The following is a 12,743-nucleotide window of genomic DNA, read 5'->3' on the forward strand; positions in this document are numbered from 1 at the left end:
GTCTGGCTATGCGTAGTATTCAACAAAACATTGAACATATCACTGCACAGATCGAAAGCGCACAACAAAAGTGTGGACGCGCTCGAAGCACTGTGCAACTTCTCGCGGTAAGCAAAACCAAACCCGTCGAGGCAATTCTTGAAGCGACTCAAGCAGGGCAACGCTGCTTTGGTGAAAATTATGTGCAAGAAGGCGTCGATAAAATCCGCTATTTTGCCGAGCATCATCCACAATTAGCGTTAGAGTGGCACTTTATCGGCCCACTACAGTCGAATAAAACGCGCTTAGTCGCGGAACATTTTGACTGGGTACACACGATTGAGCGCGAGAAAATTGCCTTGCGCCTTAATGAACAGCGCCCTGCGGGCATGCCGCCACTGCAAGTGCTGATTCAGGTCAATACCAGCGGTGAAGCCTCGAAATCCGGTATCGAACCACAGCAATTATTTACATTAGCTGAATTGATTTCTGGCCTGCCAAACCTCACGTTAAGAGGGCTGATGTCAATTCCTGAAAACGTACCGGATTACCCTGCGCAGCTGGCAGCGTTTATCCAATTAGCCGAATTGCAGCAACAATTGGCTCAGAAATACCCACAGATTGATACCTTATCCATGGGCATGAGTGGCGATATGCAAGCGGCGATTGAAGCTGGCAGCACCATAGTGCGGATTGGTACGGCAATTTTTGGCGAGCGCGATTACAGCCGTAACGCTTAACGTTTGGAATACTCGTTGCGACGAGTGCACTATTTTAGATTTGAGAGCATCGAATGGAACAGAGAAGCATCGCCTTTATCGGCGCAGGAAACATGGCGCGCGCCATTATTGCGGGATTGATTGCCAGTGGTTATGCCGCGAATAACATCGTTGCGACCGCTCCATCACTCACACGCCGCGAGCCTCTTGAAGCGCAATATGGCATTCGCACCACCAGCGATAACCTTGCTGCGGCGCAACAAGCGGATGTGGTGGTGTTAGCGGTCAAACCGCAGCTGATGGCAGAGGTGTGTAAGCCACTGCAAGCGGTCGATTTCTCTGGAAAATTGGTTATCTCGATTGCAGCAGGCGTGTCGGTGAATCGACTCAATGAAATGCTGGCAACCCAGCTCAATTTAGTGCGTGTGATGCCCAATACCCCTTCGCTGGTGAACCGTGGTATGAGTGGCTTGTATGCGCCAGATTCGGTGAGCGAAACAGATAAAACTTTTACCACTCAACTGATGCAAAGCGTCGGTGAAGTGTGCTGGGTAGAAAACGAATCCGGCATCAACAGCGTGATTGCCGCCGCAGGGAGCGCTCCCGCTTATTTCTTCTTGTTTATGCAAGCCATGCAGCAAGAAGCCATGGCACAAGGCTTTGATGAAGCAACCGCGCGCTTGCTGGTACAACAATCGGCGCTCGGTGCCGCAGAAATGGTCAAAGCAAATCCAGAAACATCACTGGCGACACTGCGTGAACAAGTAACATCAAAAGGCGGCACGACAGCGCAAGCGATCCAAACTTTTAATGATCACCAGCTTAGCGACATTGTCGCGAAAGCGATGCAAGCGGCCGTTGCTCGCGCGCAGGAAATGGAACAACTATTTTAATCTTAAGGCAGCTCTCATCAAGATGAGCAGCCGCCAAATCAATAAGGGCAACTTATGAATTCAATGAGCTTTCTCATCAATACCCTGTTTGACCTCTACATCATGGTGGTCATTTTGCGCATTTGGCTGCAAGCCGCGCGCGCTGATTTCTACAATCCGTTTTCTCAATTTATTGTTAAAGCCACACAACCTGTGGTTGGTCCCCTACGCCGCGTGATCCCGTCATTGGGCAGCATGGACCTCGCCACCGTGCTGTTTGCCTATGTACTCTGCGTGCTGAAATATGTGGCTTTGGTACTGATAGCCTCCGGCGGCGCTGTCACTTTCAGTGCTGATTTCCTCTTCCTCGGCTTGCTTTCTCTGATCAAAGCCGCAGGCGGCTTGTTGTTCTGGGTTCTCTTGATCCGCGCTATCCTGAGCTGGGTCAGCCAAGGCCGTAGCCCAATTGAGTACGTGTTCAATCAACTCACTGAACCTATGCTCGCACCGATCCGCCGTATTATTCCGGTGATGGGCGGCTTTGATTTAAGTGTGCTGGTACTCTTCATTGTGCTGCAATTTGCCAACTTCCTGATGGGCGATTTGATTGGTCCAATCTGGTATCAGTTGTAATGAGCGCCATATGGCGAGAAGGTGACGATCTACTGCTGCGGCTCTATATTCAACCGAAAGCGAGCCGCGACAGCATTGTCGGTCTGCATGGTGAGGAACTCAAAGTCGCCATCACCGCGCCGCCGATTGATGGTAAAGCCAACGCACACTTGAGCAAATATCTCGCCAAGCAGTGCAAAGTGGCGAAAGGTTCGGTGGTGATCGAAAAGGGCGAACTGGGACGCCACAAACAAGTGCGTATCCTACAGCCAAGCCAGATCCCACCTGAAATTGCAGCACTGATTGAATAATCACACTCCCTCTCTGAGGGAGTTTTTTCACAAGGAGAATCGATTATGCGTAAATGGATGATGTCACTACTGCTCACCCTATTGGCTTTGCCAGCGAGCGCTGAGCAGCTAAAAACCATTAAAGATATTGAAGTGCACTATTCGGCATTCAACTCAACCTTTTTAACCCCGAAGGTGGCGAGCAGTTATCAGCTGACGCGCAACGGTTATACCGCGATCCTCAATATCAGTGTGTTAGATCGTGCTTCATTGGGTAAACCTGCAACCGAAGCCAAGCTGACCGGCCATGCCAAAAACCTGATTGGTAACTTGCGTGAACTGAGCTTTAAGCAAGTCAAAGAAGGCAACGCGATTTACTACTTGGCGGAAGTGCCGATCAGCAATGAAGAGATGCTGACGTTTGATATTGATGTCGATGCAGGTCTGAAAGGGGCGGGAAAACTAACCTTCAGCCAAAAGTTCTATACCGAACAGTAATTTTATAGAAAACATGGGGAATCTACGACGCAGCCGTCGGTTTTCCCCATATAAACCACAGAGAACAGCATGAAAAAGATCGTTTTAGCCACGGGCAATCAAGGCAAGGTGCGTGAAATGGCGGACCTATTGTCCGATTTTGGGTTTGATGTCGTCGCGCAAAGCGAATTCAACGTCCCTGAAGTGGCAGAAACAGGCACCACTTTTATCGAAAATGCGATCATCAAGGCACGTCATGCCTCGCAAATTACCGGATTACCGGCGATTGCCGATGATTCCGGTTTGGAAGTGGACTACCTAAACGGTGCGCCGGGCATCTATTCCGCGCGCTACGCGGGCGAGCATGCCAACGACGGTGACAATCTCAATAAGCTGCTAGTGGCGATGCAAGATGTGCCAGACGACCAGCGCAGTGCGCGTTTTCATTGTGTACTGGTGTTGATGCGCCACGCGGATGACCCAACGCCTATCGTTTGCCACGGCAAGTGGGAAGGCAAAATCCTCACCGCACCACACGGCAGCAATGGCTTTGGTTACGACCCTATTTTCTGGGTTCCGGAAGAAAACTGCGCTTCTGCTGAACTAGAACCGGTGCGCAAAAAACAGCTTTCACACCGCGGCAAAGCCCTGCAAAAACTGTTCAAAGCGATTGAAGAGCAGCGTACATGCTAACGCCTCCACCGCTTAGCTTATACATTCATATTCCGTGGTGCGTGCAGAAATGCCCGTACTGCGATTTCAACTCGCACGCGCAGAAAGGCGAGATTCCTGAGCAAGAGTATTTGGATGCGCTGTTGGAAGATCTGGATCGCGACATCGAACGTTACCAGCTCAAGGGTGATCCTCGCCTGCTGCATTCGATATTTATTGGCGGCGGCACACCGAGCCTTATCTCTGCTGAAGGCATCGCGCGTTTGCTGCAAGGCGTTGCCGAACGTATTGCGTTTAAGCCGGACATTGAGATCACCATGGAAGCCAACCCCGGCACGATTGAAGCGCAGCGTTTTGCTGGCTATCGCACCGCTGGGGTCACTCGCATTTCGATTGGTGTGCAGAGTTTTGAGCCAGAAAAATTAGCGCGTTTAGGACGCATTCACGGCCAACAAGAAGCGGTGCGCGCCGCACAGTTAGCACACCAAATTGGCCTCAACAGCTTTAATTTGGATTTGATGCACGGCTTACCGGATCAAACGCCCGAGCAAGCACTGGCTGATTTGGATCAGGCGATCGCGCTCAATCCGCCGCATCTCTCTTGGTATCAACTGACTATTGAACCCAACACGCTGTTTTACTCGAAACCGCCTAAGCTGCCGGATGAAGATGCGCTATGGGATATTTTCGAACTCGGCCATCAAAAGCTCAGTGATGCAGGGTATGTGCAGTATGAGATTTCTGGCTACAGCAAGCCGGGCTATCAGTGTCAGCACAACCTCAACTATTGGCGCTTTGGTGATTACCTCGGGATTGGCTGCGGCGCGCACGGCAAACTGAGTTTTGCTGATGGGCGAATTGTCCGTACCACCAAAACCAAGCATCCGCGCGGTTACTTGGCTGCGCTGAACAATCTGGCCAAAGCCTATTTGGATAGCGAGCAGTTGGTTGCCGATCAAGACAAGCCGTTTGAGTTTTTTATGAACCGCTTTCGCTTGATTGAACCCTGCCCAAAAGCCGATTTTACCGCCACCACGGGACTGGCGATTGACGTGATCCGCCCAACCTTAGATTGGGCGCTCAGTGAAGGCTATCTCAGTGAAGATGATCAGCATTGGCAAATCACGGAAAAGGGCAAACTGTTCCTTAATGATCTGCTCGAAGCCTTTATGGCCGATGATGAAGAGTGATTTATTGAGAGAGAAGATCGGCGTCTAACATCTGCCAAATATGCAGAGCCAGATAAGTACGATATGGCGTTGCTGCCGTGAGGATATCTTCAGGTGCAACGCCTTCTTTTTGCGCCAACCTATTTAAACCGCGTGTCAAAGCGGCATCACCTGACGACCACACATCAGGTAATGCGAAGAAAAACATCAGAGCCATCTCGGCAGTCCACTGACCAACACCCCACAATTGCACTAACTGCTGAGTAATAAAATCTGCTTCGTGGCGTTGAAAGATCGCTTCCGAAAGGGTGCCATCAAGCAGTGCACGATTAATTCCAATCAGGGTTTTGACTTTGGCATTGGATAAGCCACAGGCACGCAGCGCAGCATACTGCTCTTCAACTAACAATGCTGGTAAGGAGCCGTGTTGTTGGCATAGCTCATCCACTCGTCCCCAAATGGTTTTCGCGGCTGTCACCGATAACTGTTGCCCAGCCACCGCTCGGCAGAGATAAGGCAAAAAACGATCTGGCGTTTGAGGGGCAAGGCTGCGCGGGCCGTTGTGAGCTAGAACCTGACACAGATGAGGGAAATCGGCACACTGCGCCAACAAATATTGATGGATCTGTTGCTCGTTACTTTCTGCCATCGGCTTCCCTGCCCTATGTGCTTAAAAAATCGAAGTTAAATCATCGGCGTTAAAAAATCGAACGGCCAATCCGCTGCGCTAAAAGCTCTAACGCGCGAGTACCCGCGAGCGAGTTACCCGATAGATCCAACGCGGGGGACCATACCGCAATCGTCATCTCACCTGGAACGACAGCAATAATCCCGCCGCCAACACCTGATTTCCCCGGCATACCGACTCGATAGGCAAACTCTCCTGCCCCATCATACAAGCCGCACGTGGCGAGTAAGGCATTAGTTTGTTTGCTTTGGGTTGGCGTGATCACCGTTTCCCCCGTCGCCACAGAAACACCTTTGTTGGCCAGATAGCTGAAGGTTTTCGCCAGCTCAACACAGCTCATTTTCAATGCGCAGGCGTGAAAATAGTTGTGCAGTACTGGAATAACCTCATTGTGGAAATTGCCAAATGAACGCATCAAATACGCAATCGCGGCGTTGCGATCACTGTGCATCATCTCCGAAGCAGCCACGACTTTGTCATAAGCAATTTGCGGTTCGCCGCTGAGCTGGCGTACAAACTCCAACAAACGCTGGCGAGGAGCAGAGAGGCGACTGTGCAGCATATCGCACACGACAATCGCGCCAGCATTGATAAAAGGATTACGCGGAATCCCTTGCTCCATTTCAAGCTGAATTAACGAGTTGAATGCTTGGCCGGAAGGCTCTTTACCCACGCGACTCCACAGTTCATCCGGTTGATACAAGCCCATAGCCAAAGTCAGACTCAGCACTTTGGAGATCGACTGAATCGAAAATCCTTCTTCCGCATCGCCTGCCGTGATGACTTCCCCTTGGTTGGTAAACACCGCAATACCCAATTTATCACTCGGTACTTTCGCTAGTGCGGGGATGTAATCGGCAACTTGACCTTGCACGGTGAGTGGGCGAACTTCGTCAAGAATGCTGGCTAAAATGTCTGCTGTTGGCTTCATGGTTGACTCTTTATTATTAGTTTGTCTCAAGCTATTTCAGTTGTTCAATAGCTTGAGGATTAGGGTCAAAAAAGCCAACATCAAATGTTGGCTTAAGCAAAATTCTCTATACCCAAACTACTTGGAGTTGCAGCTAGGCGGCAAGTGAGTTCATCCCCATGAGCATAGACAGACTATGTGATTGGGGTGAATGAACGTAGCCAACACCGCTGCAGCTTCAAATAGGAAGGGGATATTTAAGCAGTGCGTTGGTACTTAATGTCCCACACGCCATGGCCTAAACGGTGACCACGCTGCTCAAACTTGGTCAGTGGGCGCTCATCAGGGCGAGGAATGTAATCGCCATCGGTTGCCAAGTTAGCAAAACCGGGGGCTTGATTCATCACTTCAACCATGTGTTCTGCGTAGTTTTCCCAGTCAGTTGCCATATGGAATACACCGCTGCCGATGATCAGCTTTTGGCGTACCATTTCAGCAAATTCAAGCTGCACGATACGGCGCTTGTGGTGGCGTTTCTTGTGCCAAGGATCTGGGAAGAATAATTGCAAAGTGTGCAGGCTGTTATCTGGGATCATGTGTGCAAACACTTCCACCGCGTCATGGCACATCACACGCAAGTTAGTCACACCCGCTTCACGCGCCGAAGCCAAACAAGCACCGACACCTGGGCTGTGTACTTCAATGCCGAGGAAGTTTTTCTCAGGTGCGTTTTTCGCCATTTCGACCAAGGACGCGCCCATGCCAAAACCAATCTCCAACACAACCGGATTGTCGTTACCAAACACCTGTTGCCAATCCAACAGCTCTGGCTGGTAATCAATACCCATGGTTGGCCAGCACTCTTTCATTGCGGCTTCCTGGCCTTTGGTCAAACGACCTTCACGACGAACAAAGCTACGAATACGACGCAGCACTTTGCCATCTTCGGTAAATTCCTGGGTGATTACTTCGCTCATTTCTATTGCCTGCACATTGCTAAATCAGAGCGGGAATTATCCAAAGAATCGTCAACGGTGCAAGTGTTATTACTGACCGTTCACTATCCTGCCCTCAAACTCTTTGCCGCTGCCGCCAACACCGCCACAGCTTCGAACAGGAAGGAGGAGAATATCCCCAATGTTTGTCGGTTTTACTTCACCACCAATCTGTGGTGCAATTTTGCTCCACTAGTTTAGACAATAATAATGAGCAAGTCGTGACTCCTTTTGCACAGGCCATCCTTACTTGGTATGACGCCTACGGCCGCAAAAACCTGCCGTGGCAACAAAATAAAAATGCGTATCGCGTTTGGTTATCGGAAATCATGTTACAGCAGACCCAAGTCGCGACCGTGATCCCCTACTTTGAACGCTTTTTAGAACGCTTCCCGACCGTACAAGCCCTCGCGGCAGCACCGCAAGATGAAGTGCTGCATTTCTGGACGGGGCTTGGCTACTACGCAAGGGCGCGCAATCTACATAAAGCGGCGCAAACCGTAGTTAATCAATATGGCGGCGAGTTTCCGACTGATTTAGAGCTGATGAATGCGCTACCCGGTGTCGGCCGTTCAACCGCGGCAGCCGTGCTCTCTTCTGTGTATAAAAAACCACACGCCATTTTGGATGGTAATGTAAAACGCACTTTGGCGCGTTGCTTTGCTGTTCAAGGCTGGCCGGGGCAAAAAAGTGTCGAGAACCAGCTTTGGCATTATGCAGAAATGCACACGCCAAGTGTGGATGTTGATAAATACAATCAAGCCATGATGGATATGGGCGCAATGATCTGCACTCGCAGCAAGCCCAAATGCAGCCTGTGCCCAGTGGAATCGTTTTGCCTAGCCAAGCAGCAAGGCAATCCCCAAGAGTATCCGGGCAAGAAACCGAAAATAGATAAACCCGTCAAAGCCACTTGGTTTGTCATGCTCTATCACGACAATGCAGTCTGGCTTGAGCAGCGCCCGCAAAGTGGAATTTGGGGCGGTTTGTACTGTTTTCCCCAATCAGAGATCGCCAATATTCAAACCACCATAGATCAGCGCGCCATCGGCGATAGCACAATAACATCGCAGAAAACCCTGATCGCATTTCGCCACACCTTTAGCCACTACCATCTCGACATCACGCCGATCTTGCTAGAATTAAGCCGCAAACCGGACATCATCATGGAAGGGAGCAAAGGTCTTTGGTATAACTTAAGCCAACCCGATGAGATTGGTCTTGCGGCACCAGTGAAACAACTGTTGCACAGCTTACCTTTCGACATTGATAGCCACATTTAAAGAGGAAGAGTGAATGGCTCGCACCGTATTTTGTACCCGATTGCAGAAAGAAGCCGACGGCTTGGATTTCCAACTCTATCCCGGCGAACTGGGCAAACGTATTTTCGATAACATCTGCAAAGAAGCTTGGGCACAATGGCAAAGCAAACAGACCATGCTGATCAATGAGAAAAAACTCAACATGATGGATCCTGAGCACCGCAAATTGCTTGAGCAAGAGATGGTTAATTTCCTGTTTGAAGGTAAAGAAGTCCATATCGAAGGTTATACCCCGCCTGCAAAGTAGGAAATTTCGGATTTCATCTGCTCGCAAAAAATGACATCATGCCGCTCGGTTATGATGTCATTTTCGTATCAGGAGCAGCGAAAGTTCGCTTTAAGGAGGCGCATGAGAAAGTTAGTGTTATGTATCACCGCTCTACTATTGAGCGGCTGTAGTCGTGAATTTATCGAAAAAATTTACGATGTCGACTACGAACCCACTAACCGTTTCGCCAAAAATCTAGCCGGATTACCCGGACAATTTCAGAAAGACACCGCCGCACTGGATGCATTGATCAATAGTTTCTCTGGCAATATCGAAAAACGTTGGGGGCGCCGCGAGCTAAAAATCGCTGGCAAAAATAACTACGTCAAATACATAGATAACTACCTAAGCCGTTCTGAAGTCAACTTCACCGAAGGTAAAATCATCGTCGAAACCGTTTCTCCCACCGACCCTAAAGCTCACTTGCGTAATGCGATCATCACCACCTTACTGACTCCCGATGATCCCGCTCATGTCGATCTTTTCTCCTCGAAAGATATCGAACTCAAAGGCCAACCCTTTTTGTATCAACAGGTGCTTGATCAAGATGGACAACCGATCCAGTGGTCATGGCGCGCTAACCGCTACGCCGATTACCTCATAGCTAACCATTTGAAAGTTAAGCAAGTCGACTTCAAGAAAGCCTATTATGTCGAAATCCCAATGGTCAAAGATCAAATCGACATCCGTGGCTACAAATACGCCAACATAGTGCGTAAAGCCTCTCAGAAATACGATATTCCCGAAGATCTGATCTACGCGATCATCAAAACCGAAAGCAGTTTCAACCCCTACGCTGTGAGTTGGGCCAACGCCTATGGTTTGATGCAAGTGGTGCCTAAAACCGCAGGACGGGATGTGTTTAAGCTGGTCAAAAACCGTTCGGGCGAACCCAGCCCCGAGTATCTATTTAACCCAGAAAACAACATTGATACGGGTACCGCCTATTTTTACATCCTGAAAAATCGCTATTTGAAAGAGGTACGTCACCCCACGTCTCTCGAATACAGCATGATTTCCGCCTACAACGGTGGAACTGGTGGTGTATTAAATACCTTTAGTCGCGATCGCCAACGCGCCATGCGCGACCTAAATGCCCTGCAACCCAACCAAGTCTATTGGGCGTTAACCAAAAAACATCCGAATGCGGAAGCGCGTCGTTATCTGGAAAAAGTGACCAAATTTAAGAAGGAATTTAACGCGGGATAACAAAAAAACCGCACTTTGCTGAAAATAGCGACAATCAAACTGATTTTTCGAATTTTTTTAAAAAACAAGTTGACGGAGAAAGGGAAAATCCGTTTAATAGCGCTCCGTTGCCCGGATAGCTCAGTCGGTAGAGCAGAGGATTGAAAATCCTCGTGTCGGTGGTTCGATTCCGCCTCCGGGCACCACGAATTTTAGATTGTTGGTGTAAGACACAAACAGCAAAGGTTACGTGTGCCGGCTTAGCTCAGTAGGTAGAGCAACTGACTTGTAATCAGTAGGTCGCCAGTTCGATTCCGGCAGCCGGCACCACTTAAAATTTGCCTCGATAGCTCAGTCGGTAGAGCAGAGGATTGAAAATCCTCGTGTCGGTGGTTCGATTCCGCCTCGAGGCACCACTATTAAAAGTTGTGCCATAGACACAATAAAAATTGTTCCTCCTTAGCTCAGTCGGTAGAGCGACGGACTGTTAATCCGCAGGTCGCTGGTTCAAGTCCAGCAGGAGGAGCCACTTTTAAAAACCCAGTCTTCGACTGGGTTTTTCTTTATCTGCGTTTTGTGCATTTGGGTTTTCTCGGCTCCCCCCATCAAATCCCGCCTAAACATCACCATTCACTTTTATTTCGAAGCAAAAATTTAATCCAACTCATACTTTCACACTTACTTCGTATCAATAAATAAGCAAGCTCATTACTATCCCTGCCGACACAAAACTGTCATCAAAATTTAATCTGTTTATACCTTCCCCATAGGGGTCAAACTATGAAACTAAAAACCCAAGCCTATTTATTGTCTGCCCTCATACTTACAGCTCTACTTGCATTAACCGCAACTGGGCTATGGACTTTGCGAGTAGCGAGCAATTTAGATAACAAAGCGCGAGTGACCGAACTGTTCAACAGCGCCTATAGCATCTTGACCGAGGTTGAGAAGCTAGCCCAAGAAGGCAAAATGTCTGAACCTGAAGCCAAAGCCCTTGCAACGCGTTTAATGCGCAACAATCTCTACAAAGATAATGAATATGTGTATGTGGCGGATGAGAATATGACATTTGTCGCCACACCACTCGACCCACAGCTGCATGATACGAGCTTCAATGATTTTAAAGATGGCAAAGGCAATAGCGTTGGCCGCTTAATTCAAGATGTACTGCGTAATCAATCCGGCAAGTTGGTGGAATATACGTGGACACAAAAGCAAGCAGATGGCTCGATTGAAGAAAAGCTCTCGATCGCGCGCAAAACGCCGCACTGGGGCTGGGTTGTCGGCACTGGGATAGGCTTTAACGAAGTGAATGCGCGTTTTTGGTCTACCGCGCAATGGCAATTAAGCTTATGTGTGGTGATCGCCGTTGCGATTTTATCTCTGCTACTGATCGCGATTCGTAAAATACTGCTGATTATTGGCGGCGAACCGAATGAGGTACGCAGCGCAGTACAAGCCGTAGCGCAAGGCCGAATTCGCACAGAATTCGCGACCAAAGCACCAAAAGAGAGCATTTATGGTGCCGTGCAACAGATGAGCAGCTCACTAGCAGATTTAGTGACCAAGCTTGAGCAATCCATGGTCGCTCTACGTTCTGAATTAGTTAGCGCAGGCACTCGCGCCAAAAGCATTGCCGAATTAACGGATAGCCAGCAGCAATCCACCGCGATGATTGCCACCGCGATGACCGAAATGGCCTCTTCAGCGAACCAAGTCGCCGATTCAGCGCGCGATACCGCATTCAACACCGATCAAGCGGATCAGCAAAGCCAGCATACGCAAAAACTCATCCACAACACGGTGAGTAACATTCAAGGCTTAGCGACCCAATTACACACCGCGAGCACCGCGGTTGCCGATCTGGATCAGGATGTGAAAAACATCGCCAAAGTGCTAGACGTAATTGGCGATATTGCAGAGCAAACTAATTTACTGGCACTCAATGCGGCCATTGAAGCGGCTCGTGCCGGTGAACAAGGCCGAGGCTTTGCGGTGGTCGCTGATGAAGTGCGTAACTTAGCGGGGCGAACGCAAACGAGCACTAAAGAGATCCAACAGATGATCCACAATCTGCAGGAAGGCTCGCGTAATGCGATTCAAACCATCCAGATTTGTGGGCAAACCAGCCAAAGCAGCGTGCAAGAATCAGAAAATGCCGCTTCTGCGCTAGCATTGATTGTTGATGCGTTGGAGAGCGTCTCTTCGATGAGTCATCAAATTGCCACCGCAGCCGCAGAACAAACTCAAGTCAGTGATGATATTTCTCGTCGCATCAATATGATTGAAGAAAGTGGCACAAAATTAAGCCATGTGGTGACAGAAAGCCATAACAGCACCCAAACCCTCACTAAGCTAGCACGTGAGTTAGAACAGTGGGCTGCACACTTTTCAGTAACACGTTAGATTGTATTTTAAATGCAACTACGGGGAGTAATAGCCCTGAACTGACTGGGTATCCACCGTTGTTTACTAGAAATGTTTATCAAGCACGTATTTTTACGTGCTTTTTTTGTTTTTATGGTTTGATAAAACCCATTGCTCTCTTTTGAAAATGAACTTTGTTGCCGATTCGGCGATAA

14 protein-coding genes and 4 tRNA genes are annotated in these 12,743 nt (G+C 49.1%); 15 read left to right on the top strand and 3 right to left on the bottom strand.

All coding sequences use genetic code 11. From position 1 onward, the window contains the following. Positions 1-8 precede the first annotated feature (8 nt). The 7 genes from EPB59_RS10445 (at position 9) to hemW (ending at position 4,811) form a co-directional block, all read left to right on the top strand. The gene (locus tag EPB59_RS10445) at positions 9-719 is read left to right on the top strand and encodes a YggS family pyridoxal phosphate-dependent enzyme (protein ID WP_154172638.1); all 711 of its coding nucleotides are present in this window, start codon (positions 9-11) and stop codon (positions 717-719) included. A 53-nt stretch (positions 720-772) separates the two neighbouring features. Next, positions 773-1,591, top strand: a complete 819-nt coding sequence (proC, locus tag EPB59_RS10450; RefSeq protein ID WP_154172640.1) for a pyrroline-5-carboxylate reductase — start codon at positions 773-775, stop codon at positions 1,589-1,591. A gap of 54 nt (positions 1,592-1,645) precedes the next feature. Beyond that, positions 1,646-2,203 (top strand): YggT family protein, encoded by a 558-nt coding sequence (locus tag EPB59_RS10455; protein ID WP_009356065.1) that lies wholly within the window; start codon positions 1,646-1,648, stop codon positions 2,201-2,203. Beyond that, the gene (yggU, locus tag EPB59_RS10460; protein WP_154172642.1) at positions 2,203-2,493 is read left to right on the top strand and encodes a DUF167 family protein YggU; all 291 of its coding nucleotides are present in this window, start codon (positions 2,203-2,205) and stop codon (positions 2,491-2,493) included. The genes EPB59_RS10455 and yggU overlap by 1 nt, the downstream gene beginning before the upstream one ends. 45 nt (positions 2,494-2,538) lie before the next feature. After that, a complete protein-coding gene (locus EPB59_RS10465) occupies positions 2,539-2,970 on the top strand; it encodes a DUF4426 domain-containing protein (protein WP_002046367.1) in 432 nt (143 codons plus the stop codon). A 69-nt stretch (positions 2,971-3,039) separates the two neighbouring features. Further along, a complete protein-coding gene (locus tag EPB59_RS10470; protein ID WP_154172644.1) occupies positions 3,040-3,642 on the top strand; it encodes an XTP/dITP diphosphatase in 603 nt (200 codons plus the stop codon). Next, positions 3,636-4,811: a radical SAM family heme chaperone HemW gene (gene hemW, locus EPB59_RS10475; RefSeq protein WP_154172646.1), complete on the top strand. Its 1,176-nt coding sequence runs from the start codon at positions 3,636-3,638 to the stop codon at positions 4,809-4,811. Before EPB59_RS10470 ends, hemW begins: the two co-directional genes overlap by 7 nt. 1 nt (position 4,812) lies before the next feature. Here hemW and EPB59_RS10480 read toward each other — a convergent pair whose 3' ends face one another. The 3 genes from EPB59_RS10480 to trmB all read right to left on the bottom strand — a co-directional run bounded on the left by EPB59_RS10480 (position 4,813) and on the right by trmB (position 7,365). After that, positions 4,813-5,439, bottom strand: coding sequence for a DNA-3-methyladenine glycosylase family protein (locus EPB59_RS10480; protein WP_154172648.1), 627 nt, complete (start codon positions 5,437-5,439; stop codon positions 4,813-4,815). 49 nt (positions 5,440-5,488) lie between these two features. Continuing rightward, positions 5,489-6,409, bottom strand: a complete 921-nt coding sequence (gene glsB, locus EPB59_RS10485; protein WP_154172650.1) for a glutaminase B — start codon at positions 6,407-6,409, stop codon at positions 5,489-5,491. Between the two features lie 236 nt (positions 6,410-6,645). Continuing rightward, positions 6,646-7,365 carry a tRNA (guanosine(46)-N7)-methyltransferase TrmB gene (gene trmB / locus EPB59_RS10490; protein ID WP_154172652.1) on the bottom strand — a complete coding sequence of 240 codons (720 nt, stop codon included), beginning with the start codon at positions 7,363-7,365 and terminating at the stop codon, positions 6,646-6,648. A gap of 239 nt (positions 7,366-7,604) precedes the next feature. On the opposite strand from trmB, the gene mutY reads away from it, so the two are divergent. The 8 genes from mutY (at position 7,605) to EPB59_RS10530 (ending at position 12,567) form a co-directional block, all read left to right on the top strand. Continuing rightward, a complete protein-coding gene (gene mutY, locus EPB59_RS10495; protein ID WP_154172654.1) occupies positions 7,605-8,666 on the top strand; it encodes an A/G-specific adenine glycosylase in 1,062 nt (353 codons plus the stop codon). A 13-nt stretch (positions 8,667-8,679) separates the two neighbouring features. Continuing rightward, positions 8,680-8,952 (top strand): oxidative damage protection protein, encoded by a 273-nt coding sequence (locus EPB59_RS10500; RefSeq protein WP_000124737.1) that lies wholly within the window; start codon positions 8,680-8,682, stop codon positions 8,950-8,952. Between the two features lie 102 nt (positions 8,953-9,054). Beyond that, positions 9,055-10,182: a membrane-bound lytic murein transglycosylase MltC gene (gene mltC / locus EPB59_RS10505; RefSeq protein WP_154172656.1), complete on the top strand. Its 1,128-nt coding sequence runs from the start codon at positions 9,055-9,057 to the stop codon at positions 10,180-10,182. A gap of 109 nt (positions 10,183-10,291) precedes the next feature. Then, positions 10,292-10,367: transfer RNA gene (locus EPB59_RS10510), tRNA-Phe, on the top strand. A 48-nt stretch (positions 10,368-10,415) separates the two neighbouring features. After that, positions 10,416-10,491, top strand: a tRNA-Thr gene (locus EPB59_RS10515). Between the two features lie 10 nt (positions 10,492-10,501). Continuing rightward, positions 10,502-10,577 (top strand) — tRNA-Phe (locus tag EPB59_RS10520). 37 nt (positions 10,578-10,614) lie between these two features. Further along, positions 10,615-10,690, top strand: a tRNA-Asn gene (locus EPB59_RS10525). Positions 10,691-10,941: 251 nt separating this feature from the next. Beyond that, positions 10,942-12,567, top strand: coding sequence for a methyl-accepting chemotaxis protein (locus EPB59_RS10530; protein WP_154172658.1), 1,626 nt, complete (start codon positions 10,942-10,944; stop codon positions 12,565-12,567). Positions 12,568-12,743: the final 176 nt, after the last annotated feature.

Origin of the sequence: Vibrio metoecus, assembly GCF_009665255.1 — a bacterium.
GTDB lineage: Bacteria > Pseudomonadota > Gammaproteobacteria > Enterobacterales > Vibrionaceae > Vibrio > Vibrio metoecus_B.